22 protein-coding genes and 1 riboswitch are annotated in these 26893 nt (G+C 70.7%); of the genes, 11 read left to right on the top strand and 11 right to left on the bottom strand.

Translation table 11 applies throughout. The annotated features are described in order from the left end of the window. Nucleotides 1–10: 10 nt before the first annotated feature. Entirely contained in the window at nt 11–1906 is a 1896-nt protein-coding gene (locus tag NHG27_RS08655) for a glycosyl hydrolase 53 family protein (RefSeq protein WP_497015890.1), read from the bottom strand. Nucleotides 1907–2010: 104 nt separating this feature from the next. After that, complete coding sequence (locus NHG27_RS08650) at nt 2011–4080, bottom strand: beta-galactosidase (RefSeq protein WP_193721390.1); 2070 nt, start codon at nt 4078–4080, stop codon at nt 2011–2013. Between the two features lie 201 nt (nt 4081–4281). On the opposite strand from NHG27_RS08650, the gene NHG27_RS08645 reads away from it, so the two are divergent. The 4 genes from NHG27_RS08645 to NHG27_RS08630 all read left to right on the top strand — a co-directional run bounded on the left by NHG27_RS08645 (nt 4282) and on the right by NHG27_RS08630 (nt 8813). After that, nucleotides 4282–5592, top strand: coding sequence for an ABC transporter substrate-binding protein (locus NHG27_RS08645; protein WP_193721391.1), 1311 nt, complete (start codon nt 4282–4284; stop codon nt 5590–5592). A 169-nt stretch (nt 5593–5761) separates the two neighbouring features. Continuing rightward, nucleotides 5762–6724 (top strand): carbohydrate ABC transporter permease, encoded by a 963-nt coding sequence (locus NHG27_RS08640; protein WP_497015888.1) that lies wholly within the window; start codon nt 5762–5764, stop codon nt 6722–6724. A 2-nt stretch (nt 6725–6726) separates the two neighbouring features. Next, a complete protein-coding gene (locus NHG27_RS08635; protein ID WP_193721392.1) occupies nt 6727–7677 on the top strand; it encodes a carbohydrate ABC transporter permease in 951 nt (316 codons plus the stop codon). Nucleotides 7678–7832: 155 nt separating this feature from the next. After that, nucleotides 7833–8813: a LacI family DNA-binding transcriptional regulator gene (locus NHG27_RS08630; protein ID WP_497015923.1), complete on the top strand. Its 981-nt coding sequence runs from the start codon at nt 7833–7835 to the stop codon at nt 8811–8813. Nucleotides 8814–8990: 177 nt separating this feature from the next. Here the strand turns inward: NHG27_RS08630 and NHG27_RS08625 are convergent, their stop codons facing one another. The 4 genes from NHG27_RS08625 to NHG27_RS08610 all read right to left on the bottom strand — a co-directional run bounded on the left by NHG27_RS08625 (nt 8991) and on the right by NHG27_RS08610 (nt 12718). Beyond that, on the bottom strand, nt 8991–9644 hold the full coding sequence (locus NHG27_RS08625) for a chitinase (protein ID WP_497015886.1): 654 nt from the start codon (nt 9642–9644) through the stop codon (nt 8991–8993). Between the two features lie 90 nt (nt 9645–9734). Continuing rightward, complete coding sequence (locus tag NHG27_RS08620) at nt 9735–10913, bottom strand: hypothetical protein (RefSeq protein ID WP_497015884.1); 1179 nt, start codon at nt 10911–10913, stop codon at nt 9735–9737. 18 nt (nt 10914–10931) lie between these two features. Beyond that, nucleotides 10932–11537 carry a response regulator transcription factor gene (locus NHG27_RS08615; protein WP_193721397.1) on the bottom strand — a complete coding sequence of 202 codons (606 nt, stop codon included), beginning with the start codon at nt 11535–11537 and terminating at the stop codon, nt 10932–10934. After that, nucleotides 11534–12718 carry a sensor histidine kinase gene (locus tag NHG27_RS08610; protein WP_497015882.1) on the bottom strand — a complete coding sequence of 395 codons (1185 nt, stop codon included), beginning with the start codon at nt 12716–12718 and terminating at the stop codon, nt 11534–11536. The genes NHG27_RS08615 and NHG27_RS08610 overlap by 4 nt, the downstream gene beginning before the upstream one ends. A gap of 110 nt (nt 12719–12828) precedes the next feature. On the opposite strand from NHG27_RS08610, the gene NHG27_RS08605 reads away from it, so the two are divergent. Then, entirely contained in the window at nt 12829–13698 is an 870-nt protein-coding gene (locus NHG27_RS08605; protein WP_497015881.1) for a hypothetical protein, read from the top strand. Between the two features lie 70 nt (nt 13699–13768). Here NHG27_RS08605 and NHG27_RS08600 read toward each other — a convergent pair whose 3' ends face one another. Further along, nucleotides 13769–14734: a glycoside hydrolase family 19 protein gene (locus NHG27_RS08600; protein WP_497015879.1), complete on the bottom strand. Its 966-nt coding sequence runs from the start codon at nt 14732–14734 to the stop codon at nt 13769–13771. A 361-nt stretch (nt 14735–15095) separates the two neighbouring features. Then, a riboswitch (SAM riboswitch) is annotated at nt 15096–15213 on the top strand. Nucleotides 15214–15271: 58 nt separating this feature from the next. Here NHG27_RS08600 and NHG27_RS08595 point away from each other — a divergent pair. From NHG27_RS08595 to NHG27_RS08580, 4 genes are all read left to right on the top strand, one after another. Then, a complete protein-coding gene (locus tag NHG27_RS08595; protein ID WP_497015878.1) occupies nt 15272–16033 on the top strand; it encodes a hypothetical protein in 762 nt (253 codons plus the stop codon). A 62-nt stretch (nt 16034–16095) separates the two neighbouring features. Next, entirely contained in the window at nt 16096–17769 is a 1674-nt protein-coding gene (locus NHG27_RS08590) for a nuclease-related domain-containing DEAD/DEAH box helicase (RefSeq protein ID WP_497015877.1), read from the top strand. A gap of 74 nt (nt 17770–17843) precedes the next feature. After that, entirely contained in the window at nt 17844–18410 is a 567-nt protein-coding gene (locus NHG27_RS08585; protein WP_497015875.1) for a hypothetical protein, read from the top strand. A 278-nt stretch (nt 18411–18688) separates the two neighbouring features. Beyond that, complete coding sequence (locus NHG27_RS08580; protein WP_497015874.1) at nt 18689–19528, top strand: VOC family protein; 840 nt, start codon at nt 18689–18691, stop codon at nt 19526–19528. Between the two features lie 27 nt (nt 19529–19555). On the opposite strand, the gene NHG27_RS08575 is transcribed toward NHG27_RS08580, so the two are convergent. From NHG27_RS08575 to NHG27_RS08560, 4 genes are all read right to left on the bottom strand, one after another. Continuing rightward, a complete protein-coding gene (locus NHG27_RS08575) occupies nt 19556–20353 on the bottom strand; it encodes an EcsC family protein (protein WP_497015872.1) in 798 nt (265 codons plus the stop codon). A 130-nt stretch (nt 20354–20483) separates the two neighbouring features. Further along, entirely contained in the window at nt 20484–22169 is a 1686-nt protein-coding gene (locus NHG27_RS08570) for an SIR2 family protein (RefSeq protein WP_497015870.1), read from the bottom strand. Next, a complete protein-coding gene (locus tag NHG27_RS08565; protein ID WP_497015868.1) occupies nt 22166–23200 on the bottom strand; it encodes an HNH endonuclease in 1035 nt (344 codons plus the stop codon). Before NHG27_RS08565 ends, NHG27_RS08570 begins: the two co-directional genes overlap by 4 nt. A gap of 319 nt (nt 23201–23519) precedes the next feature. Next, nucleotides 23520–24011, bottom strand: a complete 492-nt coding sequence (locus NHG27_RS08560; protein ID WP_497015866.1) for a DNA cytosine methyltransferase — start codon at nt 24009–24011, stop codon at nt 23520–23522. 255 nt (nt 24012–24266) lie between these two features. On the opposite strand from NHG27_RS08560, the gene NHG27_RS08555 reads away from it, so the two are divergent. Beyond that, nucleotides 24267–24743: a very short patch repair endonuclease gene (locus NHG27_RS08555; RefSeq protein WP_497015865.1), complete on the top strand. Its 477-nt coding sequence runs from the start codon at nt 24267–24269 to the stop codon at nt 24741–24743. Nucleotides 24744–24988: 245 nt separating this feature from the next. Further along, on the top strand, nt 24989–26869 hold the full coding sequence (locus NHG27_RS08550) for a DNA/RNA helicase domain-containing protein (RefSeq protein WP_497015864.1): 1881 nt from the start codon (nt 24989–24991) through the stop codon (nt 26867–26869). Nucleotides 26870–26893: the final 24 nt, after the last annotated feature.

Below are 26893 nucleotides of genomic sequence, written 5' to 3'. Positions count from 1 at the left end.
TCGGGGGACGTCAGGCGACGCGCTCCCACGGGCCCCACGCCGAGCCGTCCGGCCGCTGGTCCCTGGTCCACCAGCGCGCCACGTAGCTCGCGCCCTCGAACGTCACGCGCTCGCCCGCGACGTACACCCGCGTCGCCGCCCACGGGCTCGTGCCCGTCCCGTCGGCTGCGGCCGCCTCCTGCCACGGCCCGTGCACCGAGGCGCCCGGCTCCTGCCCCGAGGTCCACCACGACGCGACGTACGCGACACCGTCGTGCAGGACGACGTCACCGGCCGTGTAGACGGCCGACGCCGTCCACGCCGACGTGGCCGCATCCGGTGCGAGCTCGGCCGCGACGGGCGCGAGCAGGCGACCGTCGAGGTCGAACATGGCCTGGTTCTCCCACGCGTTGCCCGACGACGCGTCGGCCGGGTCCCACCCGTTGCCCTCGACCGACGTCCACGCCGGCTCCCAGTACACGACGCCCAGGCCGCGCCCACCCGGGGCCGACGCGACGACGTCCTGGATGGCACGCAGCGCCGCGGCCTGTCCCGCGGGGGTCGCGGGGTAGCCCGGCACGAGCTTCGCCTCGGTGTCGATCACGTTCTCCCACGCGGGCGACCCGTCCTCGAGCGTGAACGGGTAGGCCGTCTCGACGACCATGACGTCGCGGTCGTAGCGCGCCGAGAGCGTCGAGACCGCCCCCTGCAGGTCGCCCAGGCTGCCGTGCCAGTAGCCGTAGTAGCTCAGGCCGACCACGTCGAAGTCGACCCCGCGCGCGGTGACCTCGTCGAACCACCAGGTCAGGCCGCCGATCCCGTTGTTGATGTTCGTCAGGTGCAGGATCACCTGCGCCTCGGGGGTCACCTCGCGCACGGCCCGGGACCCGGCGCTCAGGAACGAGGCGAGCGCGTCCCACTCCGCCGTGTCGTAGCCGTCGCCGGGGACCACGTCCCACGTCTGCCCGTAGGGCCACATCATGCCCGGGTTGATCTCGTTGCCGACCTGCACGTAGTCGGTGGTCACTCCCGCGTCCCGCAGCGCGGTCAGCACGTCGCGCGTGTGGTCGTGGACGTCCTGCGCGAGCTCCTCCGTGGTGCCACCGACCCATGCCGCCGGGGTCCCCTGCGCGCCCGGGTCCGTCCAGCGGTCGGAGTAGTGGAAGTCGATCATGACGTCCATGCCCGCGGCCTCGATGCGCCGGGCGCTCTCCACGACGTGCGTGATCTCGTTGTACCCGTCGGCCGGGTCCACCCACACCTTGAGGCGGCCCAGGTTCATGCCCGCGTCCGCGAGGATCTCGACCGGGTCGCCCGGCGTGCCGTCGGTGCTCGCGTACGTCGCCCCGAAGTCCTCGTTCTTGGCGACGCCCGACAGGTCTCCGCCGCGCACGTCGCGCACCACGCGCCCGCGCTCGAGGGACACGTCGTCGACCGACGCCCACGCGCCGCCCGGCCCGTCCGTCACGACCTCGACCGTGCAGTCGCCGCCCGTCACGTACGCCGAGACGGACAGCCTGACCCACTGGTCGTCCTGCTCCGTGACGGGGGTCGTGGTCGCGTCGTCGACGCCGCAGCCCGTGAGCGCGAGCCGCGTCGCGTCGAGCGCGCCGCCCGACTTCACCCAGGCGCTCGCGGTCCACCATCCCGTGGCCAGGCCCTCGGCCGTCTGGGCCGTCGTGACGTCGTAGGCGTCACCGGCCCAGTGCGTCAGCCGGCCCGACGACGACGCGTGCCCCGCGTCCTCGACCTTCGCCCCGCCGTCGTGCCCCGAGGTGCTCGTCACGGTCCAGCCCGTGAGCCCGTCCTCGAAGCCGGGGTTCACCAGGGCGCCCGCCGGGCTGCTCGCCGCGACCGCGGGTGCGGTCCCGGCGAGCACCAGCGCGGCCACCAGGACCCCCATGGTGCTCGTGGTCGTCGATCTCATCCGTCCTCCTTGACGTCGTGCGTGGGTCGAGCAAGGACCCGCGGGTGGTCCGGCCGGCCGGGGGAGCGACCGGCCCGACCACCCGCGGGAGCGTGGCGAGCGGGTCAGGCGAGCGGGGCGCGCAGCACGCGCACGGCCCCCGCCGCGACCGGGGCGACGCCCGGCGTGGCCTCTCCGCTCACGAGGTCGGTCGTGCCGTCCGGCAGGCCGGGCAGCTTGACCTCCTCGTCGGTGTGGTTGATCGCGACGACGTACTCGGCGTCGTCGCCGCGGCGGCGCACCACCTCGAAGCCCTCCACGAGGCCCGACGGCGCCAGCCCGGCGTCCGCGTAGACGGCGCCCAGGAGCGTGCCCAGCGCGGCGACGTCGAGGCGGGTCGAGACGTACCAGCCCGTGCCCTCGCCGAGCGTGTGCCGCGTGATCGCGGGCGCGCCCGGGGCCGGTCCGTCGACGTACGTGCCCACGACCTGCGCGCCCTCGAGCGCGATGTCGTCGGCCCACACGTCGCCCGGGAGCGTGCCCGTCAGGGCCGGTGCGACGTCGCCGCCGTCGAGCGCGACGCTCAACGAGTCGCCCGCACGCAGCGGCAGGAACTCCTCGACCGTCAGGCCGAGCGCGCGCCGCAGCGGCGCCACGAACCCGCCCGGGTGCACGGCGTCGTGCTCGTCGACCGCGGCCGAGAAGTACGAGACCAGGAGCGTGCCGCCGCCCTCGACGTAGCGCGTGAGGTTGTCGGCCGACTCCTGCGTCAGCAGGTACGACGCGGGCGCCACGACCAGCCGGTACCCCGACAGGTCCTGCCCGGGGTGCGCGAAGTCGACCTGGACGCCGTCGCGCCAGAACCGGTCGTAGAACGCGTCGACCCGCTCACGGTGCCGCGCGTCCTCGCTCGGACGCCACTCCAGGTCCTGCGCCCAGAACGACTCGGGGTCCCACAGGATCGCGACGTCGGCGTGCACGCGCGACCCGCGCAGCTCGCCGACGGCACCCAGGTCGGCACCCAGCGCGACGACCTCGCGCCACACCCGGCTGCTCGTGCCCGCGTGCGGCAGCATGGCCGAGTGGAACTTCTCGGCCCCCGAGCGCGAGGCCCGCCACTGGAAGAACATGATCGCGTCGGCGCCGCGGCCCAGGTGCGAGAACGCGTTGCGTGCCATCTCGCCCGGACGCTTGGCGACGTTGCGCGGCTGCCAGTTCACGCCCGACGTCGAGTGCTCGAGCAGCATCCACGGCTTGCCGCCCGCGACCGAGCGCGTCAGGTCCGCCGCGAGCGCGAGCCCCACCTCGTTGCGCGGGTCGCCCGCCCGCAGGTAGTGGTCGTTCGAGACGATGTCGACCTCGCGGGCCCACGCCCACAGGTCGGTCGACGGGCACTCGCCCGCCATGAAGTTGGTCGTGACCGGCACCGACGAGTGCGCGCGGATCGCGTCGCGCTCGGCGACGAAGCACGCCAGCAGGGCGTCGTTCGTGAAGCGCGCGAAGTCCAGGCGCTGCGCGGGGTTCACGACCGAGGCCGCGACCGCAGGGACGCCCACGTGCTCCCACTCGCCGTAGACCTGGCCCCAGAAGCGGGTGCCCCACGCGGCGTTCAGGCCGTCGAGGTCGCCGTAGCGCTCGCGCAGCCACTCGCGGAAGGCCGCGGCGCTCGCGGGCGAGTAGTCGTCGGACACGGGTGCGCCGTACTCGTTGTGCACGTGCCACAGGGCCAGGGCGGGGTGCGAGGCGTATCGGCTGGCGAGCTCGGTCGTGATGCGCACGCAGGCGCGGCGGTAGTCGGGCGAGCTGGGCGAGACCATGCCGCGCGAGCCGAACCCGAGGACGGTCCCGTCGCGGGTCACGACGCGCGAGTCGGGGTAGGCGTGGAAGAACCAGGCGGGCGGCGACGCGGTGGGGGTGCCGAGGTCGACGCGGATGCCGTTCGCGTGCAGCAGGTCGAACAGGCGGTCGAGCCAGTCGAGGTCGAACTCTCCCTCGCGGGGCTCCATGAGCGCCCAGCTGAACATGCCGATGCTCACGAGGTTGACGCCCGCCTCGCGCATCAGGGTCACGTCCTGCTCCCAGACCTCTTCCGGCCACTGCTCGGGGTTGTAGTCACCGCCGTAGCAGATCGCGTCGACGCCAGGCAGCCAGCCGTCGTAGACGGGGCCGACCGGGCGGGGCTTGGCGGAAGTCATGCGCTCTCCTTGCAACACGTCGCTGTGCACGATCACAGGTGTGATCGACCGTGCAACACCTAGGTAACAGCATGAAACATGATGTTGACAAGACCATGCTGGGCGTGAGTACTGTGACCGTGCACAGCCCCACACTGTCGTGAGTCGCCCTGGCCCAAGCCGTGGCGAGAAGCGCGATGGTTCCTTGACGAGGAGGACCTCATGCGCCTGTCCACAGGCACCAAGGCAGCGGCGATCATCGCCTCCGCCGCACTACTGATGACCGCCTGCAGCTCGGGCGACGGCTCCGACAGCGCGGCCGGCGACGGCCCGGTCGAGCTCACGTTCTGGACCTGGGCGCCCAACGTCGACAAGGTCGTCGAGACCTGGAACGCCGCCAACCCGGACATCCAGGTCACGGTCAACAAGCAGGACGGCGGCGACCCGGCGATCACCAAGCTGCTCACCGCGGTCAAGGCCGGCAGCGGCGCACCGGACATCATGCAGACCGAGTACCAGAAGATCCCCACGCTGGTCTCGGCCGACGCGCTCGCCGACATCTCCGGCGAGGTCTCGGACCTGGCGGACCAGTTCCCCGAGGGTGTCTGGAACGACGTGACCCTGGGCTCCGACGCGGTGTACGCCGTGCCGCAGGACTCGGGCCCCATGCAGTTCTACTACCGCGCGGACATCTTCGAGCAGCTCGGCCTGACCGTCCCCACGACGTGGGACGAGTACGCCGCGACGGCCGCCGCCCTCCAGGCCGCCGACCCCAGCAAGTACCTCGGCACGTTCTCCGCGACCGACGCCGGCTGGTTCACGGGCCTCGCGCAGCAGGCCGGCGCCTCCTGGTGGGGCATCGACGGCGACGCATGGTCCGTGGCGGTCGACGACGAGGCGACGCTCAAGGTCGCCGACTACTGGGGCGGGCTCGTCGAGTCCGGCGTGATCGACAACAAGCCCATGTACACCCCCGAGTGGAACGCCGCGCTCAACGACGGCACGCAGATCGGGTGGCTCTCGGCCATCTGGGCGCCGGGCGTCCTCGAGGGCAACGCCCCCGACACGGCGGGCCTGTGGAAGATGGCCCCCATGCCGCAGTGGGACGCCGCGAAGCCCGCCACGGGCAACTGGGGCGGTTCCGCGACGGCCGTGACGAGCCAGTCGAAGCACCCCGAGCAGGCCGCGGAGTTCATCACGTGGCTCAACTCCTCGCAGGAGGGCGTCGACCTGCTCGTCGAGCAGACCGGCATCTACCCCGCGAACATCCCGGCGTCGGCCGAGGCGCTGTCCGAGCCGCCGGCGTTCTTCGCGAACCAGCCCGACTTCTACGAGATCGCGGCCCAGACGGCCAAGACCGCGGGCAGCTTCACGTACGGCCCCAACGTCAACGTCACGTACTCGGCGTACAACGACGAGTTCGGCAAGGCCACCGAGGCCAGGTCGCGTGCCGCGTTCACGACCGCGGTCGAGACCATGCAGAAGGTCACGCTCGACGACATGAAGACCTCCGGCTTCACCGTCAAGGAGTAGGCCCGACGGCGACCGCCCGGTCCGTCCGGGCGGTCGCCCCGGTCGTCGCCCGCACCGGGCCCCGACCACCCGGGCGACGGACGAGCCCGACGGGCTCACGCCCACCCACCTGCTCCGTGCTTCACCAGCCGCCTGCTCCCGTACGGCGGAGACCTTTCGAGGAGAGATCGTGACCACGACCACGCCAGCGCGGCCCAGCGCGCCGCCCGCGGTGCGACGCCGCCGACCGGGGGCCTCACGGCGCCAGGCAGCCCCCTGGGGCTTCCTCGCCCCGGCGATCGTGCTGTTCGTCCTCTTCCTCGCGCTGCCCATCGCCTACGCGGTGTACCTGAGCTTCCGCACCGAGAAGGTCAGCGGGCTGGGCCTGGGGTCCGGGTCGCGGACCGAGGTGTGGAACGGGTTCGCGAACTACGCGGCCTCGCTCGCGGACCCCGAGTTCCTCGCGTCGGTGGGCCGCGTCGGGCTGTACGGCGTGATCGTGGTCCCGACCATGCTGGGGCTCGCGCTGCTCTTCGCGCTGCTGCTCGACTCGCGTCGCTCCCGCGCCACGAAGTTCTCGCGCATCGCGATCTTCCTGCCCTACGCCGTGCCCGCGGTCATCTCCTCGCTCCTGTGGGGCTTCCTCTACCTGCCGGGCGTGAGCCCCTTCTACTACGTGTTCGAGCGGCTCGGCTGGGACGTCCCGTCCCTGTTCTCGTCGAACCTGGTGATCTTCGCGGTCGCGAACATCGCGGTGTGGGGCGGCGTCGGCTTCAACATGGTGGTCATCTACACGTCGCTGCGGGCCATCCCGTCCGAGCTGTACGAGGCCGCCGAGCTCGACGGCTGCACCCAGGTCGGGATGGCGTGGCGGATCAAGATCCCCATCGTGATCCCGTCCATCATCATGACGTTCGTCTTCTCGATGATCGCGACCCTGCAGGTCTTCGCCGAGCCGACGACGCTCAAGCCGCTCAGCAACACGATCTCGAGCACGTGGACCCCGCTCATGAAGGTGTACCGCGACGCCTTCATCCGCGGCGACCTGTACTCGGCGGCCGCGACCTCGGTCATCATCGCCCTCGCGACGTTCGTCCTCTCGTTCGGCTTCCTGCGCCTCGTGCAGAGCCGTGCCTTCGGTCAGGAGAAGTGACCATGACTACCGACGCCGCCGAGACCGCGCTCGTCGCGGAGACCGCCGGGGACCGTCCCGGACCCGTCGCCCGGGGTGGGCGCCCCGCACGCAGGGCCCCCCGGACGGGGCACCGGTCCGCAGGTGAGCGCCCGAGCGGGACCGCGACCGCGATCCTCCTCGTGGGCGCCCTGTACTGCCTGCTGCCCGTGCTGTGGGTCGTCGTCGCCTCGACCAAGTCGGGGAGCGAGCTGTTCTCGACGTTCACGTTCGCCCCGTCGACGCACTTCGTGGAGAACGTGTCCGACCTCAACGCGTACCGCGGCGGCCTGTTCTGGCGGTGGATGGCGAACACGGCCCTCTACGCCGGGGTCGGCGCCATGCTGTCGGTCGTCGTGTCGGCCATGGCGGGCTACGCGCTCGCGAAGTACCGGTTCCGGGGCAAGTCCGCGGTCTTCAACATGCTGCTCGCGGGCGTGCTCGTGCCGGGCGTGGTCCTCGCGATCCCGCAGTACCTGCTCCTGGCGCAGATCGGCCTGACGAACACCTACTGGGCCGTGCTCCTGCCGAGCATCATCAGCCCGTACGGCATCTACCTGGCCCGGATCTACGCGGGAGCCTCGATCCCCGACGAGATCGTCGAGGCCGCGCGGACCGACGGCGCGAGCGAGCTGCGCACGTTCGCACAGGTCGCGATGCCCATGATGGCGCCGGGCCTGGTGACCGTGTTCCTGTTCCAGTTCGTCGCGATCTGGAACAACTTCATGCTGCCGTACATCATGCTGGGCGACGACAAGCTGTTCCCGCTGACGGTGGGCCTGTCGGGCCTGCTCAACCAGGGGGCGTCGCAGCCCGCGCTGTACACCCTCGTGATCACGGGAGCGCTGCTGTCGATCGTCCCGCTCGTGGCCCTGTTCCTCCTCCTGCAGCGCTACTGGCAGGTCGACCTGGCCGCCGGCGCGGTCAAGGCCTGAGGATGTCCCTAGACTCACGTCTCGTGGAGCAACCCGGTGAAGACGCCGCCCCCGACCACGTCCCGGGCGCCGAGCCGCAGCCTGCCCGCGAGAGGCGAGCGACGGCGTCGGGCAGCGGGGCGAAGGCGAGCGGCGGCGCGAAGCGGCGACCCACGATCCGTGACGTCGCCGAGGTCGCGGGCGTCTCGCGCGGGACCGTGTCACGCGTGATCAACGGCGGCCACTGGGTCTCCCCCGACGCGCTCGCGGCCGTCAACGAGGCGATCCGGACCACGGGGTACGCCGCGAACCAGCACGCGCGCAGCCTCGTGACGGGACGGTCGAACTCGATCGCTTTCCTGCTCACCGAGCCGCAGCACCTGCTCTTCGAGGACCCCAACTTCTCGATCCTGCTGCGCGGCGCGGCCGAGGAGCTCGCGAAGCGCGAGATGCCGCTGCTGCTCATGGTCGCGGGCACCCCCGAGGAGCGCCGGCGCATCGGCGGGTACGTCGCGGCGGGCCACGTCGACGGCGTCCTGCTCATCAGCTCCCACCAGGGCAACCCCATGCTGGCGGAGCTCCTCAAGCAGAAGGTCCCGACCGTCGCCTGCGGTGTGCCGCTCGGGTACGAGGGGCGCGTCGGGTACGTCGCGGCCGACGACCGGGCCGGGGCGCGCATCATGACGCAGCACCTGCTCGACTCGGGGCGCACCCGCATCGCGACGATCACCGGTCCGCTCGACACCCCGGGCGGGACGCTGCGCCTCGACGGGTACCGCGACGCGCTGGGGGACCGGTTCGACGAGACGCTCGTCGCGCACGGGGACTACTCGCGCGAGCGGGGGCGGCTCGCGATGGCCGAGCTGCTCGAACGCCGGCCCGACCTCGACGCCGTGTTCGTCGCGTCCGACCTCATGGCCGCGGGGGCGCTCGTCGCGCTCCAGGCCGCAGGGCGCAGCGTCCCGGAGGACGTGGCCGTGGGCGGGTTCGACGACTCGGGGGTCGCCGCCTCGCTCCACCCCGCGCTCACGACCATGCGGCAGCCGTTCGAGCGCATCAGCGCCGAGATGGTGCGGCTGCTGCTCGAGGTCGTCGAGGGGCAGGAGCCCGCGGCGATCACCCTGCCCACGTCGCTCGTGGTGCGGGACTCGGCCTAGCCCGACCCGTGCACACGGGCCGCGGCCGGTGCCGTGTCCACCGGTGAGCCCGCGCGGGTCGTCGCCGCCCGGCGTGCGGCGGCAGGTCGGCTTGATCCGGTCCGGACGGCCCGCGCCGCGCGGCGGCCCGAGCGGCGCCCGACGGCGGAGGGCGAGCTCCGCCGTCGGGCCGCGGACTCAGCAGGTCAGGTTGTCGCCCGTCGTGGTCCCCAGGACGTCGGCGTACCGGCGGAACAGCTCCACGCGGTGGGCGACCTGGCGCGGGTTCCCGCCGTCGCACTCGAGCGGGCCGTTGATCGCGCGGATCGTCTCGCGGAAGCCGTGCTCCCCGACGATCGCCTCGTGGCACGTCATGGTGCCCTCGCCCGGCTGCGTGTTCCAGTACCAGAGCGCCGTCTTCCACGCCACGGTCGGGTCCGTCTCGACGAGGAACGGGTTGTTCAGCAGGTCGATGCCCAGGGCGTCACCCGCCGCCTTGTAGTTGAAGTTCCAGGAGAGCTGGATCGGGCCCTTGCCGTAGTACGCGTCCTGGCCCGCGGGGCACCCGTACGGCTGCGACGGGTCGCAGTAGTGCGAGTACACGGTCGTGTCGAGCTCGCTCACGTGCAGCAGCCCCGTGCTCTCGTGGCTCACGTTCGCGAGGAACGCCGCGGCCTCGCGGGCCGCGATCTCCTGGCCGCCCGACGTCGCGAACTCCGGGTACGCCTCCGTGGCCGCGACCAGGCCCTCGTACGTGTAGAACGGGTTGCGGTCCGGGAACATCTCCTCGAACTGCGCCTCGGTCACCACGAAGCCCGTCGTGATGCCGCTCGTCGAACCTGTCTCAGCCATGAGCCACCCTCTCGTCACTGTCCTGGACGGAACGCTCCCGACGACTCGTCGGCGACTCGTCGGGCAGTCCGTCGGCGTTCACGCGCCACCCTAGGGGACGAGCGACGGCTCCTCGGTATCGGTGTGCAGAGCGCTTCGAGGGGCGTCCTCCGAGGTCGACCGGGACGGGTCCTCGACGTCGGGACGACTCCCCGGACCGGCCGCGTCCGTCGGCGGGACGATCTCCGCGGACGCCCCTCCGCCCGTCCGCTCGTACGTGAGACCGGCCAGCAGGGCCGCGACCCACCCGGTCGCGAGCGGCCACACGAGGCTCGCCTGCGCCGCGGGCAGGACGAGGTCCACCGTGGCCGGATGCAGGCCGCTCGGTGCGTACGTCGCGAACGACCGCGCCGTCCCGGCGAGCACGGCCGCGACCACGGTCGCGTGCCAGACGGCGAGCGTCGACGTCCACCGGCCCGCACCCGGCGGCAGCCGACGGGTCGCGAGCCACGCACCGCCCGCGACCACCAGCCCGACGACCACGGCCAGGACGACCTCCGTCACCTGGACCGCCTGCGCCTGCGGGGCGAACCGGAAGATCATGGCCCCGGGCGCGATCTCCCCGACGAGGTCGATCGGGCCGCGGGCGCTGCGGTGCCACACCAACCACGACCCGGCAGCCCCCACCGCGACCCACACGACCGTCGCCGTGAGGCCCGCGACGAGCACCGCCGGGTAGGCGCGCGCCCGCAGCGGCTTGCGCGACCTGCGCGTCGCAGGGAGGTCGGGAGCGGACGAGCGGTTCGTCACCGCGAGAGTGCCGACCAGGGACAGCGCCACGACCCAGCCGTTGACCAGACCCCACCACCCGCCGTCGAACGAGGACGCCAGCAGGTGGAACGCCGGATTCATGGGCGCAGGGAAGGCGATGTCCGCGACCGTGTCCGCGACCGACCCCACCACGCCACCGACGACCACCCCCGACCATGCCGCGAGGAAGACCGCCCAGCCGCCGCTCCGCCGAGGAAGACGCCGCGTCGCGAGGTATGCGACCGCCATGACGACCAGCCCGGCGAGCAGGGCCGCGAGGATCGTCTGCCCGGTGATCGCGGCCCCGCCGGGCAACGTGCCGTTCGGGTGGGGGACCAGGGCCCGGACCAGCGAGGCGTCGACCCTGTCGGTGAGGTTCGTGTGCGCCCAGTCGCTCAGGACCGCCGTCCCGACCCACACGATCGACGTGACGAGCCCGGCCACGAGCACGGCGGGCTCCCTGCGTGACGTCATCGGCATGCCCGCGAGGGTAGCCGGTCAGAACCAGCCGAAGCGAGCGGCCGTCCTGACGGCCTCGGCCCTGCTGGTCGCTCCCAGCTTCGCCTGTGCGGACACCAGGTAGTTGCGCACCGTCCCCACGGCCAGGTGCGCGCGCTGCGCGATGACCGAGCTCGGCAGGTCGAACGACGCGAGCCGGAGCACGTCGAGCTCCCGTGGGCTCAGAGGGCACGCGGGCGCCGTCAACGCGTCCGCGGCCAGGCCCGGGTCGACGTACCGGCCGCCGTCGTGCACGAGCCGGACGACCCCCGCCAACGTGGTCCCGGACGCCCCCTTCGTCACGAAGCCCTGGGCGCCCGCCTCCAGGGCGCGGCGCAGGTGAGGCGGGCGGCCACGGCCCGTGAGGATCACGGTCCGGCACGCGGGCACCGCTGCCGTGACCTCGCCGGCGACCGCGATGCCGTCGAGCCCCGGCATGTCGAGGTCGACGAGCGCGACGTCCGGGCGGTGCTCGCGCGCGAGCCGGACCGCGTCGTGACCGTCCGCGGCCAGCGCGACCACCTCGAGATCGTCCTCGAGGGTCAGCAGCGCCGCCAGGGCGGTCCGGACGAGCTCCTCGTCGTCGGCGAGCAGCACACGGATCACGGAGGACCTCCGGTCGTCGACGGCGCGGGAAGCCCCGGGACCCGCGCCCGCAGCACGAACTCGTCGCCGTCGCGGTCGACCGACAGGGCGCCGCCCGCCTCCGCGAGGCGGTCCGCGACCCCTGCGAGCCCGGAGCTGAACGGGTCGACGGGTGCCCCGCGCACGCCGTCGTTGCGCACCGCGAGGGTCACGGTCCCGTCCCCGACGCCGACCTCGACGCGGCACCACGTGGCCTCGCTGTGGCGCAGGACGTTGGTCGCGGCCTCCCGCAGGACGGGCACCAGGGTCGTGGCGGCCCCCGGGGGGACGAGCGTCAGGTCGCCGTCGACCGTGCAGCGCACGTCCGCGGACCCGAGCACCGTGCGGACGGCGTCGAGCTGGGCGACCAGGTCGATCGAGCGGTACCCGTGCACGGCCTCGCGCACCTCGCCGAGCGCCGAGCTCGCGATCTGCCGGATCTGCTCGGCCTCGGTGCGCACCTGGGGGTCGCCGGGCTCGAGGCGGGCGACGAGCTCGGCCTTGAGCGCGATCACCGTGAGGTCGTGGCCCAGGAGGTCGTGCACGTCGCGCGCGAAGCGCAGCCGCTCCTCGCTCGCGGCGAGCTGGGCGCGGGCCTCCCGGGCGGCGCCCGCGTCGACCAGCAGGCTCCACAGCCACACGGGGGACCAGTTGACGGCCGCGACCGATGCGCCGATCAGCCCCGTGATGACGACCGCGGGCCACACCGCACCGCCCGTGACCCACGCCGTGGCCGCGCTGACCGCGGTGCACCCGAGCCCGACCACGACCGCCGTCCGCGCCCGCACGAGCAAGGGCGAGACCCCGACGACCGTGGCCCCGATCCACGCCCAGGTGTCCCAGACGCCCGCCGCGACAGGGGCCACGAGTCCGAGCGAGGCCACGGTCGTCACGGCGGACGCGACGAGCCACCGCCTCCGCGCCCTCTCGCCGAGCCAGGGAGTCACGGCGGACCGCACGGCTCCCGCGGTCGTCACGCTGAAGGCGAGGATGCCGACCGCACCGAGCACGACCCACACGGGGCGCGTCTCGCGGGTCAGACCGATCCCGGGCATCAACAGGCTCGTCCACAGCGTCGTCGCGAGCCACACGAGGACGAGCAGCCGCGCTCGCGCGAGGCGCCGGTCGCGGGGGTCGAGCGGGCGAGACCTGGGATGGTCCATGCCAGCGATCGTAGGCCGGGGCCGCGCACGGTGTCCTGGTGCGTTCCGCACGGATCCTGATGACACCGCACCCCTGACGCCGGTGCGCCCACCGGCCGGACGGTGGTGCCATGAACACGACACCTCTCCTGGACCCGGCGGTCGCCGCCGGGGACCGTTCACCGCACCGTCGTCCGTCGAGGCGCCTCGTCGCCCACCTCGCCCAGATGCTCGTCGCCATGCTCCTGGGCATGTTCCTGCTCGTCCCGGTCTGGGAGGCAGCCCTGAGGTCACTCGGCTGGGAGGCCGCTGGTACCGGGGCCGAGGGCACGGCCCTCGCCATGGCGACGACCATGAGCATCGGGATGGGCCTGTGGATGGTCCACCAGGGGCACCGTCTGCGCGACGTGGGCGAGATGTGCCTGGCGATGTACCTGTCGCTCGCGCTGGCCCTGGTCCCGTACTGGGCCGGCGTGGTCTCGGCGGACACCGCGCTCGTCGTGGGGCACGTCCTCATGCTGCCCGCGATGGTCGCCGTGATGCTGGCCCGGCGCACGCACCACGAGGGGACGACGGCGCGGGCCGTGCCCGTCTCCGGGGCACGCAAGGTGCTCGACGCCGTCGCGCACCGCTGGCCCACTCTCCTCGGGCTCGGCCTGACGTTCGACAGCTGGATCAGCCCGGGCATCCCCTCGCCGTGGCTCCTCGTGTTCCTGGGGGCGGAGTACCTCGTGATCGGCACCCTGCGCCGCCAGTTCCGCCGGGACCGGGTCCTGGCCCTGCACGTGGTCGGGTTCGTGGTCTACGCCGGGCTCGCGGTCCTCGCGGCCACCCTGCCGCCCGACGCCGCCGCGTACGTCGTCGCGGCCGGCTGGCTCCTGCACGTGGGATGGGACGCCGCGCTGCACCGTGCGAACCGGATCGTGTGGCGCTGGTACGCCGAGACCTGCGTGGTCATCGACCTCGTCCTCGGGCTCACGGTCCTCCTCGTCGTGCGCTGACCGCCCGACGGCGGAGCGCACCTTCTCCTGGAAGGTGCGCTCCGCCGTCGGGCAGGGGAGGTGCAGGGACTCAGCAGGTGAGGTTGGAGCCCGTCGTCGTCCCCAGGATCTGCGCGAAGCGCTGGAACGCCGCGATGCGGCTCTGGACCTGCGCCGGGTTGCCGCCGTTGCACTCCATCGAGCCGTTGATCGAACGGATCGACTCACCGAAGCCCGAGCCGCCCACGATCGCCTGGTGACCGGACATGGTGCCCGCCCCCGACTGCGTGTTCCAGAACCACAAGCCCGTCTTCCAGGACACGGCCGCGTCCGTCTCGACCAGGTACGGGTTCCGCAGCAGGTCGATGCCCAGGGCGTCGCCCGCGGCCTTGTAGTTGTAGTTCCACGAGAGCTGGATGGGGCCCTTGCCGTAGTACGCCGACTGGCCCGCGGGGCACCCGTACGACTGCGACGCGTCGCAGTAGTGCGGGTAGTTCGCCGTGTTGATCTCCTTGATGTAGACCAGGCCGCCCGTCTCGTGGTTCACGTTCGCGAGGAACGCCGCCGCCTCACGCTTGGCGACCTCGGAGCCGCCCGTCGTGGCGAACTGCGGGTACGCGCTGAGCGCCGCGACCAGGCCCTGGTACGTGTAGAACGAGTTCCGGTTGGGGAACATCTGGTTGAACTGGGCCTCGCTCACCACGAAGCCGGACTGGTTGCCGCCGCCGGTGCTGCCGCCCGTGGTGCCGCCGGTCGTTCCACCCGTGGTGCCGCCCGTCGAGCCACAGGCGCCCTGGGTGCGCCAGACGCCCCACTGGCCCGTGGTGCCGGGCGCCTCGCCCTGCGTCCACCAGCCCGCCTTCCAGTTCTGGTTGTCCTTCGAGACCACCGCGCCACCCGTGTAGACCGCGGACGCGGACCACGCCGGAGCACACACCTCGGCGGCCGCCGCGCGGGGAGCCGGACCGGCGACCGACCACGCGAGGGCCGTCGTCAGGAGAAGAGCAAGAAGGGCCAGCACCGTCGCTGGCCGTCGGATCGTTCGTGCCGTGAGCATGCACGTGCCTCTCGTCGATTTCAGGGGGACGTCTGCGAGCCTGTGGGGAGCGACGGGAGATGGTCAATGCACGTAGGGGGTACTACGTAGGCGCGGTGGGCTGTGCGGGGCGGGGCCCGAGCGGAAGGGGCGATGTGCCGATCCTGCTCGACGCCACTTCTCGCGGCGGGGGCGTGCAACTACTGCGACTGGGCAACCGCCGGGTGGCTGATCGCGGGTCATGGCAGCGAGATCTGTCCGTTGTCGCGGAGCGTGCAGTTCGGGCTGTCGCACAGGCGGACCGGACGACCCGCCCTCCACGTTCGGTGCCGGGCGCCGACCAGTTTGCGCCTCCTGCGTACTTTCAGGTACAAATGTCCTAGGTCCAGAGTGACCGGCGATACGCCCTCCGCGTGCCGGTCCGGCAACCGCGCTCTCTGCGCACGGTGCCCCAGGAGGAAGACCCGCCCGCAGCCGACCGGCAGCGGGAAGCGCAGGGTCATCGACCCGCCCGGACTCCGGTGCTGGTCGATCACCTTCCTCGGCGAAGGAAGCAGCATGACCGAACAGCTCGACAACTCGTCCCCCCTCCCCGACCGGGAGAACACCCAGCCCGCCCCTGCGACCCAGGCCACCGTCCGGCGGGTCTTCCCGGAGGACGAGTGCGAGGCGATCGTCGGAGACGACGCATTCCCCGTCCGGTGCCTCCGGCACCCCGTCGTGCAGACCCCTTTCGACAGGGCTGAAGGCTGCCTCGTGGTCCCCTCGGTGCTCTGCGTCGTGTGCAGGCGCAACGTCCGCCAACTCCGGCGAGGGGTCACGACCGGCTTCACTGCGCCGTGCACCACCTGCCACGAGGTCTTCGCGATGCTCGAGCGGGCGGCCGCCGACATGCCCGGGGCCCTCGACCGCGTCCTGCGCCACATCCCGACGAACACCACCGTCGTCACCACACCGCAGTCCGCGCCGAGGTGGCACGGGATGTTCACCGAGGTGGTGGCACGAGGGGCTCGGCCGTTCCAGCTCGACACGGGCTCGATCGGTCGCATCGATCCCGTCGGTCAGTCCGTGCACCCTGCCGTCCAGCGCGACGGCCTCGCGCCGCTCGAGCCCCAGGCCGTGTACGTCCGGCTCGCCGAGTGGACAGCCCTCGTGCCCCGGGACCTGCGCTCGGTCTCCGACCGCCTCCGGGCAGGGATCGAGGTCCAGCCCGGCAGGGTCGAAGCCGTCGTCGTCCGTGAGAAGCCCGCCGCCTGGTTCGACGAGCTCGTCGCGGTCGCGCTCATCCACGAAGCCACCCGAACGGGTGAAAAGCCATGACCAGGGCGACCGATACGCCCCCGGCGCGTGACGGCGTCGGGCAGGTCCGGTACACCAGAGCCATGCCGCCCCGCACCTACCCGACCGAGCCCGCCTACCCTCCCGACGGGGGCGCGGAGCGTGCCGTTCACGAAGCCCTTCTGGCGCAGCTACCCGATGACGCCGCGGTCTTCCACGGCCTGCGGCTGCAGGAGGACGAGCAAGAGTACGAGATCGACCTGCTCGTCGCCTGGCCCGGGTTCGGGCTCGCCGCGATCGAGGTCAAGGGTGGGCACATCGAACGGCGTGACGGCGCGTGGAGCCAAGGGAGCGGGGACCAGCGGCGCCGCATCGACCCGGTCGGGCAAGCGCAAGGAGCCCGGCACGCCCTCCAGTCGCTGCTGCGCCGCCGCGGTCTCCTCGCCGCCGACGCCCGTGCCTCGCACCTCGTCGCGTTCCCCCACCAGTACGTCGCATCCACCTGGGAGACGCTCGACCTGCCCCGCGACATGATCATCGACCGGGGCGACGTCGAACGCGGGCACGGGACCGCCGAACGCGTGCGCAACGCGATCACCCGCCACGGCCAAGGCCACGCCGCGCTCACCCACGCCGACCTCGACGACCTGGTCACGGCGCTCGCCGGTGGGTTCCCCAGCCAGGCCGAGCACCTCGCCGCCGCAGCCGCACACGAGGACCGGCTCGAGCAGATGACCCGCGACCAGGGCCGCATCCTCGACTACCTGCGCAAGGCACGGCGCCTGCGCGTCGTCGGCGGCGCAGGTTCTGGCAAGACGTGGCTCGCGCTCGAGCAGGCCCGACGGCGTGCACGCGCCGGCGAGTCCGTCGCCCTCCTGTGCTACTCACGTGGCCTCGGACGGTACTTCGAGCGGATCGTCGAGACGTGGCCCGCCCGCGAACGCCCCACCTACGTCGGGCTCTTCCACGACCTGCCGCGCACCTGGGGTGCAGAACCGGGTGCCGACGACGACGGGGACTACTGGGAACGGCGGCTCCCGCTCGCCCTGGGGGAGCTCGCGGCCCACCGGTCGCCGGCCGAACTGTTCGACGCGGTCGTCGTCGACGAGGCCCAGGACTTCGGCGACCTCTGGTGGCCCTCGCTCATGAAGTGCCTGCGCGACCCCGACACGAGCGGCCTCTACGTCTTCATGGACGACGCCCAACGCATCTTCCCCCGCGAAGGACGGGTCCCCATCGAGCTCGTCCAGGTCACGCTCGACGAGAACCTGCGCTCGACCAAGCAGATCGCCCAGGTCTTCGGTGCCCTGTCCGAGGACCTGCTCCGTCCCCGCGGCATGGACGGGCCTCCCGTCCGTCTCGTGGACGTCCCCGCCGAGGAGGCCGTGGGCGCCGCCGACGACGCCGTCGAGGCGCTCCTCGACGAAGGCTGGGCGTCCGGATCCGTCGCCTTGCTCGCCACCGGTCGTCGGCACCCCGCCCAGGTCAACGAGGTCGAGCTCGGCGGCCACGCCGCCTACTGGGATGCCTTCTTCGCCGAGTCGGACGTCTTCTACGGGCACGTGCTCGGGTTCAAGGGCCTCGAACGACCCGTCGTCGTGCTCGCCGTCAACGGTGTCCGCGACGTGGCCCGGGCACGCGAGATGTTGTACACCGGGCTGTCCCGAGCTCGATCGCTGCTTGTGGTCGTCGGGCCGCGCGAATGGATCGAACAGGTCGGCGGAGAAGCTGTGCGGCGGCGGCTGGGGAAGGCGGTGGGCTGGGAGGTGGGTGGGTGACCCTGCCAGCGCACGTACTACCACGCGACAGCCCTCACTGGGCGGTAGGCATACCACCTGCGAGACCAACGATGATGAACAGGATCATTTTGACGACGGATGAGGCAGCAGGACAGGAAGTACCACGGGAGATCGTGACGTTTGCGCGACAAGTGGCGACAGTGACGATCGATGGCGAGCTTTCACTCGACGAGCGCCGTCGAAGGGAGTCCGTCGAACACCGGTGGATGAGTCGAACCGGGATCGCGATCGGTGCGACCACAATGTTGGCGTGCGTCGCGGGAGCGGCTCAGATGTTCATCGATGGAGACGTCGGTATCGCAGTGGTGACGCTCTTCGGGAGCGTTCTCCTGGCAGTTCCGGTAGGTGTTCTTGGCGCGATGCTTATCGGGCCGCTCGTCGTGCTTCTACGCCATCTGACCTGGCCAGAGCCAGAACCGCTCGAGTTCCTCCGGGAACACGAGATCGTCCATGACCGCTCGAGCGGCTACTCCCAGTATGCCGTCTACGTGAAGGACCTCGCAGGCGGCGTGAAAGTGTTCTACAGGCCTTCCAGGGCTATGAGCGCGCAAGAGAGTGCTGCGCTCCGGGAGAAGGCCCGGACCCAGCTTCGCGACCGGCCAGTCGAACCCTGGTTGTAAGCCGTCGTCCGGCTTCGCGTGTCGTTGCTCGCTCTCGGCTGTACGTTCACCGAATGCCGCTGCAGGTCGCGCCGTCGGGGGCGTGGCGGCGTGCTGTTCGGGCGCCACCACGGGCGGGTTCCGGTCTGGCCGCTCAACCGCGCCCAGAAGGGGAAGGTGTGGGTCGACGAGATCAGTACACCTACGCGGCCAGGCGTCCTCCCGGAGGCCCGTGTCAGCCGCACCTGGGAAGGTGGAAAGCGGGAGGCCCCGCACCCGACGGGGCCGGGAAGGCAGAGATGAGCTCACCGACGCAGCCCCGCACGTACCCGCACGGGGTGCCGTGCTGGGTCGACACCGAGCAGCCCGACGTCGACGCCGCCACCGCGTTCTACGGCGCCCTGTTCGGGTGGACGTTCACCGACAAGATGCCGCCCGACGCGCCGGGGCGCTACGTCGTCGCCTCGCTCGACGGGCACGACGTCGCGGCGATCGCCTCCCCACCCGACGGTGGTGACGCGACGCCCGAGTGGATCACGTACGTCGCGGTCGACGACGTCGACGCCGTCGCGGGAGCCGTCGCCGCAGCGGGCGGGACGCTGCTCTCCGCCCCCGAGACCGTCGGACCGCCCGGACGCATGGCCTCCGTCCAGGACCCCCAGGGTGCGCGCTTCCGCCTCTGGCAGGCGGGCACGCGTCTCGGAGCGCAGAGCGTCAACGGGCCGGGTACCTGGAACTTCAGCAACCTCCTCACACCCGACCCCGACCGAGCCCTCGAGTTCTACGGGCCGCTGCTCGGGTGGGAGCTCGACCCCGCGCTCGGCGCCGGGATGTTCCGCGTCCCCGGCTACGGCGACCACCTCGCGCAGACCGCCGACCCCGGGATCTTCGAGCGGCAGCAGTCCGCGCCGCCGGGGTTCCCCGACGTCGCCGCAGGGGTCGCCCGCGTAGCGGGGCCCGCGCGCTGGGACGTGGCCTTCGCGGTGGCCGACCGCGACGAGAGCGCCGCCGCAGCCGAGCGAGCCGGCGGGACCGTGCTGTCGACCAGCGAGAACCAGTGGACGCGCGAAGCGGTGGTGCGGGATCCGCAAGGCGCGGAGCTGAACCTGTCGCAGTTCGCGCCGCAGGAGTGGGGTTAGGAACTCAGGCGGGTCCAGGACGAGGTGTCACGCCACCCCGTCAGCCGTCTCGTCACGGCGACGCCTTCTTGGCTTTCGCTCCGGCATGTCGTCGATGTCGCGTGGGAACAGCGACTTCGCGGTGCGCGCGATGAGCTGAGTGAGGGTCGCGTCCACCGCTCCGCCGACGACACCACCAACGATCGGCAGCACCTTGGCGAGCGTGATCGCTGCCCGTTGCGTCCCGTACTTCGCGACGAGAAAGAAGCCCGCCTTCTTGTTGACCTGTCGGAGAACGCTCATGGGGATCGCCTTGATGGCCTCCAGCGCGAACTGCTGCCCGACCTTGGCGCCGAACGCACTGAGTACCTGCTGTGCGGTCGAGCCGGCAGACACGAGGGTGACCATCGTGAGGATGTGCGGATCGCGCAGGTCGTAGCCGCGTAGATAGGCGATCGCGCCGGCAAGGCGTGCATTGATGATCAGCGCACCAGCCATGTTCGCGGGGATCGTGACCGGCATGGCGACAAGTCCACCCAGGCCGGTGACGAAGCCGTTCGCGCCCGCAGCCTGCGTCGACTCGATGACGAGGCGCTTGATGACGCGTTCGATCTCCTCGGCGTCCTCGTCCGGGTTTCGTTGCCTCTTCTTGCTCGAGTCGTACCGTTCCTTCTGGACCCGTGCCAGACGCGACTCCGCCCACTCGACTGAGCCGGTCACGGGGCCCACTCCGTCGGCGACCACCGAGCCGACCAGCGCGGTCAGCCGCGCTGCGACCTTCTCGACCCGGGACTCGGTGGCGTCGTCGGAGTCGTTCGGGGCGTTCTCGGTTGCGGTCGCCGACACGGTGCCTCCATGGTCGCTGTGTGAGTCTGCGAGCCTGAATGTACGGACCTTTGGCACCGGGCAGGGGGGCCGAGCGGGTGAAATCTGCACGCGTCGAGGGAATTCGAACGCCGAATGACGCGAAGTGGCACTAATTCCCGGTCCCGAACCGCTCCAGCGCCTCCGCGAGCTCGCGCCATCCTGCGCTCCGGTCGCCCCCGACGTCCGCACGCTGCCGCACGGCGTGCGCGTCCTCGCGGAGCCGCCGCACGAGCGCGGCCTCGTCGGGGTCTGCGGGGAGATAGGGGTCGTCGAGCAGGTGCGGGGCGTCCCGCTCGGCGTGCATCGCCACGGTGTCGAGGAAGACGGTCAGGCCCCGGGCGGCCCGACGCCGACGCGCAGCCTCGGCCTCCTTCTCCCCACGGGAGGTGGTCTCGCGGGCGGGAGTGCCGTCGTCGGGCAGGGGAGGGGACGCGACGACGACGTCGAAACGACCCTCCCAGAGACGGCTGAAGGCCACGTCGTCGGCCAGGTGGACGACGGTCCCGATCTCGCTCCCCGGCCCGCCGGGCGCACCCGCCGCGACGAGCTCCTCACGGAGCCCGGCGACCTCGTAGGCGAAGCGGAGCAGGTTGTCGTCGGTCATCGAGGCGCCCACGACGAGGAGGTGCTTGGTCATCATGAGCGACTGCACGAGCGATCCGACGGGCTTCCAGCGGGTGTCGTAGCGGACGAACGAGCTGCGGGAGAGCACGATCGTCGCCGGACGGTCGACGTCCCCGTGCATCTTGAGGACCCACGGGCGCGAGGCGTCGGTGGGGTCCCAGGGGAGCGTCGAGATCGCGCGGTCGTGCTGGTCGGCAGGAAGGCCCGACGACGCCGCGACCGCCTCCTCGTAGAGGTGGTCGTAGTTCGTGGTCACCGCCTCAGGGATACGCATGCCCGCGAGCAGGCAGTGGGCGAGGCTCGGGCGGAGGTCGTCCGCGGCGAGGACTGCTGCGACCTGGCGGCCCAGCTGCTCCTGGCTGTCGCGACGCGCGGCTTCGTCGTGCCGACCCGACCGTTTGGCCAACGTGACCTGCAGGAGCTCGGCCTGCTCGAGCGAACCGAGGCCCTTGAGGTCCTCGGGCGTGATGTCGAGATCCATCGCCTCGACGAGCTTCGCCAGGAGCGCGCCCCACGACGGCAGGCCTGCGGCGATGCTCACGCCGGCGCCGAAGAAGAGGGCGAGGTCGCCGCGGGCGGCGCGGTCGCCGAGATCGCGAGCCTGGTCGTCGAGCTCCTTGGGCGGGAGGGCGCGACGTCCTGCGGCCCGGCGGCGGTGCTGGAGCGCCGAGTAGTCGGACCGGCTCGACGCGACGAGCGCGACGTCGACCCCGTGCTCGCCGGCGGCTGCCGTGAGGTGGGCGAGGAGGGAGTCGATGACCAGGCCTCGCTCGAGGTCGTGACCGCCGCCCGCCGTGCCGAGGACCGGGATCGCGACCAGGGGCAGGTCCCGGCCCGCCGCGTGGGCGGTGGCGCGCAGGCGCTCGGTGCCCGCCCACGCGATCCGCTCGATGGCACGCGCAGCAGCGCACCCGACCTCGTCGGGCGTCGCGCCGATCGCGTCGAGGAACCAGACCTGGCGGTCGGGCCGAGGCTGGCGGCTCGCCGGGAGCGCGGAGCCGCGCTGCCAGCCGTCCGGACGGATAGTGGCCCAGTCCTCGCGGGCACCCAGGCCCGCGGCCGGACGCCAGTGATCGCCGATGCTGAAGCGCGAGTCGGTCGAGATGACGACGGCGTCCGCGCCGAGAGCCTCGAGGCGGCCGTTGAGGACGAAGAGGTGGCCGGGGGTCATGGGGTCTCGACCGATGGCGCTGTGCGAGAACGGTGACGTTCGATCGGTGCCGGAGCCATGGGGGCCCGGTGTTCCTCCCAGTGCTTGCCCAACCAGTCCACCTGCTCGTCTCTCAGTGCCACGTTCAGGTGTTCGTCGTGCAGCCTGGCGTACTGCGGGAACTGGGTGAGCTCCGACCCGACGTCGATTCGAAGGCGTGAGGGGTCCACTGCTATCAGTCCGTCGTCGAAAAGGCGGTGAACGTCTCGCCGCAGCATCAGGCCACCATGCTCATAGTGCGTTCCTATCTGTGCGTAGCTGTAGAGGTGTCCAGCCTCTAGGACACGCTGAGGTGCGGCACCGGTGAACGCGCACACGCTCCCCTGGGCAGCGAGCGTCTTCTCTCTGAACTGTTGCTGACCTCTACGCACTCGGACGAGCGTGTGGCTGAAGCCCTGAGGCATGTCAACCCGTGGACCAGATGGCGGCAGCCACGACAACTCGATCCGTGCAGCTACACGTTCGACTGCCCGAGCCGCGTCCTTGACGGTGAGTACTTCACTGAAGGCAGCCCAGTCCAGTGGGCGCATCGCGTTGATGTCAATGGCGTTCATTTGGACCGACCTGATCTCGTCCTTCCGCAGGAGACCGTGGAGTGACGTCCAGGCGGCGTCGTATCGCGCTACGTACTGGTCCACCTCTACGACTGTCACGTCAGGAGTGGGGAACTCGTGAAAGCACTTCGAGCATCGCCATCGTGGCTCGACCGTCGTGCGCTCATGGATGCGAGTCTTGTGGCACGCTGGGCAACGATTCAAGACCTTCGGGCCGCGTCGTGTCTCGATCTCCTCGATCACGGAGACCCCGAGGAGCCGCTCCTTGTCCCAGAGAGCGATGGGGTCACCGGTGCGAAGGTTCCGATGATTCGGAACCTTGCTGTCCCACGAGTAGTAGGCGTCGTACTGGTCGTCATATCCAGCGTTGCCGCCATGTCCGCGGTTGTCGCCTGCGGCCATGAGTAGCCATGCCCGCCGGGGTGAGCTGCTCTCCATGCAGGACAGCTTGGCAGATCGTCGCCCCCTGCCGGACGTTGGGCCATAGAGATCTGGCCTCTGAACGGTGGACCGTCACAATCGAGCGTGTACCTGGCCGGGGTGAACGGTCGACACGCCGTTGCAGGTTGGCACGATCTGCCGCCAGCAAGGTGCCATGGAGACCGAGCGAGGATGCCATAGTGCGCCAAGTCGCGCATGAGCCTAGGGTTAAATTACCGCAGATGCTCTTGATATGGGTGCACTGAAACCGCTACCTAAGATGCGGAGCCCTGTGCTCGTCGGAAAACCGGAAGCCAGCTGACCCGTTGCGACGCGATCAGGCCCCCTGTCTAAGATAGGAATAGATCGATCCGGCAATAACTCGTCCAAGTGCGACAGGAACGGCGTTACCGATCTGCTTGGCGATTTCGATCTTTGACCCGCACCACTGAAAACTATCAGGGAATCCCTGAAGTCGCGCGGCCTCGTAATGCGTAATCGGGCGATCTTCAGTTGGGTGAAGGTAGCGGCCCTTCTCGGGCTTGAAGAACTCGGTGCGGATCGTCACAGACGGTTCGCCGATCCTCATTCGGCCCATGACGTCGCCAGCGCCAGCGTCGTGCGCATCCCAGGCCTCTGTCGACAAGTACTCAAGCTCTGCATGGCGCTCGGTCTTCCCGTCGCTGACAACGGCCCGAAAAACCACAGACTTACTGCGGCGGCTGCGTGGCACGGTCGGGGTCTCGGGCGCCTCCACCGACAGGACCGCGATCCGTCTCGTAGTTGCAGTCCCGGCGTCAACGACAACGGTGGTAGCCGCTCGACACATTTCCGGTCGTATCGGACGAGCTTCGGTTTGAACGTGGAGTGGGATCTGTCATCGTCGACCAGATCGGGGCCGATGGCGCGCTCCTTGCGGACGTGGACAGCACGCTCAAGGAACGCCAGAAGAACGGGCGGTGCTCGAGTGAGCCCTGACGACAGGCTCGAGTCGGTCGTTGCGAGGGGTAGGTCGAGATTCGCTGAGGCCAGGGACGCGGGAGGGCGACTGGACCGCTTCTCGCGCCTCACCGATCATCGGTAGATGGACACGCTGACACCGATTCCTTCTGTTCCGCCGCATCCGGGTTCGTCGTCGCCAGCCGTCTCCTCTCGGATGTCTCACGCAAGACGCAGAGACACAGCCCCGGAGGTTGCTGCACGTCGAGCCCTCTACGCGGCTGGGCTGCGGTATCGGGTCGTCTATCCCATCCCGGGGCAGAGACGTCGGACGATCGACATCGCATTCGTGGGAGCGAAGGTGGCAGTGTTCATCGACGGTTGTTTCTGGCACGGGTGTCCGGTGCACGGGACCCAACCGCAATCAAACGCTGCCTGGTGGCAGACGAAGATCGCCACCAATCAAGCGCGCGACCGGGACTCCGACCGACTCCTTGCCGACGCAGGGTGGACGGTGCTCAGATTCTGGGAGCATGCTGACGTTGCGCTTATCGCACGTGAGGTCGAGGCGACAGTTCGCGCGGCGCGCCGTACACAGCCTGGACATCGGCCACTACCCTGACGCGACGCTCCTCGCGGGAGTTCGCGCGAACCCGGCCGCGATGGTCGGATGAACTGGAACGGATCGACCGTGTCCACGCAAGGTCGCTCTCAAACCGGGTGGTACGTCGACGCCTGGATCGACCGTCTCTGACCTGACCCCAGTCGCGCTATCCTCCAGCCAGCGGTACCGACGGACTTGCTCGGAGGCCTTGCCTCCTCGCACATGTCCCCCTCCGCACGATCATTCGTGCTGCCCAAGGGGTCATGTTGTCCGGGACTGTTCGTTACTCTGCCGCTGCGCTCGCGGAGCTCGCCTCCGGTGAGTTCTCCATCGTCGAGCAGGAGCTGGAGCGGCACTTCGTGGCTCAGGGGCTCGGGGTACCGGCATTGCCGGAGCGCCGTTCCTGGCGCAACTCGCTGCCGGTTCTTGCGCGAGATCTGCACGATGCGGGTCTGGGGGACGTTGAGGTCCTGCTCGAGTACCGACTCCCGCTCTCGTCGAAGCGTGCCGACGTCGTCCTCGCTGGCGTGCATCCTACGAGCGGCGACCCGTCCTACGTGGTCGTCGAGCTGAAGCAGTGGTCCCGCGCTCGCATGTCAGCTGACTCGGACACCCTCGTGGAGATCGACGGTGCCCGGTACCGGCAGGGGATCCACCCGAGCATCCAGGTCGCCGACTACGTCGACTACATGCTCGACTTCACCAAGTCTCTGGAGTCGGACACGGACCGGATCACCGGCCTCGCGTACCTGCACAACGCGGCCGACGGCGGGATCGAGGACCTCACGGTTGCCGCTGCCGTCGATCGGGCGCCGCTCTTCACGTCCAGCCAGCGGGGAGCGCTCCACGCTCATCTGCGATCACGCCTTGCCCCGAGCGACGGCAAGGCGGCGGCTGACCTGCTGCTGGAGTCCGCCGTCGGGCCGTCGAAGCAGCTGCTGACCGTCGCAGCGGCAGAGATCCGCGACCGCGAGCAGTTCAGGCTCCTCGACGAACAGCGAGTTGCGCACGACATCGTCCTGCGCGCCGTCAAGCGCGCTCGCCGCAGCAACACCAAGACGGCGGTGGTCATCACAGGTGGCCCGGGCTCGGGGAAGAGCGTCATCGCCTTGTCGCTCCTGGGGCAGCTCGCGCGCGAGGGACGAGAAGTGCTGCACGCGACCGGCTCGCAGAGCTTCACGCAGACCATGCGCAAGGTTGCGGGCAAGGGCTCCACGCGGACCCAGTCGCTCTTCAAGTACTTCAACAGCTTCATCGATGCGGAGACCAACGGCCTCGATGTGCTGATCCTCGACGAGGCGCACCGCATCCGCGAGAAGTCGGTCAACCGCTACACCAAGAAGGAGATTCGCGACAGGGCGCGGCCCCAGATCGACGAGCTCCTCGCGGCGGCCCGCGTCCCGGTCTTCCTCCTGGACGAGCACCAGGTCGTCCGCAGCGGCGAGAACGGGACGATCGAGAGCATCCGCGATCGTGCGACGGAGCTGGGGATGGAGGTCGAGCAGATCGACCTCAACGCCCAGTTCCGGGCAGGTGGCAGCGATGCCTACATCGAGTGGGTCCTGCGGCTTCTCGACCTGAAGCCCGGCGGCCCCATCCCGTGGGCGGGGGACGACCGCTTCGGGGTCGATGTGGTCGATTCCCCCGAGGAGCTCGAGAGCCGGCTCGCTGCACACCGCCGGAACGGCTATGGCGCGAGGATGACTGCCGGATACTGCTGGCGGTGGAGTGATCCGGTCGATGGCGCGCTCGTGAGCGACGTGAGGATCGGGGAGTGGTCGCGCCCCTGGAACGTCAAGGGAGACCGTCGGGTCGGTGAGGCGCCGCCTGCACCCCTGTGGGCCTCGGACCCGAACGGCTTCGACCAGGTCGGTTGCGTCTACACGGCTCAAGGATTCGAGTACGACTGGAACGGGGTGATCCTCGGTCCGGACCTCGTGTGGCGGACGGATCGATGGGTGAGCCGCCGAGACGAGAACAAGGACCCGGACTTCAAGTCCCGCAAGAACGTGAGCGATGGGGACTTCGACCGGCTCGTCCGCAACGTCTACAAGGTGCTCCTTTCCCGAGGCATGGTCGGGACGCTGATCTACTCGGTCGATCCGGAGACCCGGCAGAAGCTCGCGGAACTCGTGCGCGCCTGAGCGTATCGCCATCGAGGAGCGACG

It is taken from the genome of Oerskovia sp. 140933 (genome assembly GCF_059651515.1).
This window is presented reverse-complemented; position numbering and strand designations above follow the sequence as displayed.

What these genes read in the sequence shown, in the direction of transcription:
- NHG27_RS08655 (WP_497015890.1), bottom strand. Translation starts at nt 1,906, where the DNA reads ATGAGATCGACGACCACGAGCACCATGGGGGTCCTGGTGGCCGCGCTG.
- NHG27_RS08650 (WP_193721390.1), bottom strand. Translation starts at nt 4,080, where the DNA reads ATGACTTCCGCCAAGCCCCGCCCGGTCGGCCCCGTCTACGACGGCTGG.
- NHG27_RS08645 (WP_193721391.1), top strand. Translation starts at nt 4,282, where the DNA reads ATGCGCCTGTCCACAGGCACCAAGGCAGCGGCGATCATCGCCTCCGCC.
- NHG27_RS08635 (WP_193721392.1), top strand. Translation starts at nt 6,727, where the DNA reads ATGACTACCGACGCCGCCGAGACCGCGCTCGTCGCGGAGACCGCCGGG.
- NHG27_RS08625 (WP_497015886.1), bottom strand. Translation starts at nt 9,644, where the DNA reads ATGGCTGAGACAGGTTCGACGAGCGGCATCACGACGGGCTTCGTGGTG.
- NHG27_RS08620 (WP_497015884.1), bottom strand. Translation starts at nt 10,913, where the DNA reads ATGCCGATGACGTCACGCAGGGAGCCCGCCGTGCTCGTGGCCGGGCTC.
- NHG27_RS08610 (WP_497015882.1), bottom strand. Translation starts at nt 12,718, where the DNA reads ATGGACCATCCCAGGTCTCGCCCGCTCGACCCCCGCGACCGGCGCCTC.
- NHG27_RS08605 (WP_497015881.1), top strand. Translation starts at nt 12,829, where the DNA reads ATGAACACGACACCTCTCCTGGACCCGGCGGTCGCCGCCGGGGACCGT.
- NHG27_RS08600 (WP_497015879.1), bottom strand. Translation starts at nt 14,734, where the DNA reads ATGCTCACGGCACGAACGATCCGACGGCCAGCGACGGTGCTGGCCCTT.
- NHG27_RS08595 (WP_497015878.1), top strand. Translation starts at nt 15,272, where the DNA reads ATGACCGAACAGCTCGACAACTCGTCCCCCCTCCCCGACCGGGAGAAC.
- NHG27_RS08590 (WP_497015877.1), top strand. Translation starts at nt 16,096, where the DNA reads ATGCCGCCCCGCACCTACCCGACCGAGCCCGCCTACCCTCCCGACGGG.
- NHG27_RS08585 (WP_497015875.1), top strand. Translation starts at nt 17,844, where the DNA reads ATGAACAGGATCATTTTGACGACGGATGAGGCAGCAGGACAGGAAGTA.
- NHG27_RS08580 (WP_497015874.1), top strand. Translation starts at nt 18,689, where the DNA reads ATGAGCTCACCGACGCAGCCCCGCACGTACCCGCACGGGGTGCCGTGC.
- NHG27_RS08570 (WP_497015870.1), bottom strand. Translation starts at nt 22,169, where the DNA reads ATGACCCCCGGCCACCTCTTCGTCCTCAACGGCCGCCTCGAGGCTCTC.
- NHG27_RS08565 (WP_497015868.1), bottom strand. Translation starts at nt 23,200, where the DNA reads ATGGAGAGCAGCTCACCCCGGCGGGCATGGCTACTCATGGCCGCAGGC.
- NHG27_RS08560 (WP_497015866.1), bottom strand. Translation starts at nt 24,011, where the DNA reads ATGTGTCGAGCGGCTACCACCGTTGTCGTTGACGCCGGGACTGCAACT.
- NHG27_RS08555 (WP_497015865.1), top strand. Translation starts at nt 24,267, where the DNA reads ATGGACACGCTGACACCGATTCCTTCTGTTCCGCCGCATCCGGGTTCG.
- NHG27_RS08550 (WP_497015864.1), top strand. Translation starts at nt 24,989, where the DNA reads ATGTTGTCCGGGACTGTTCGTTACTCTGCCGCTGCGCTCGCGGAGCTC.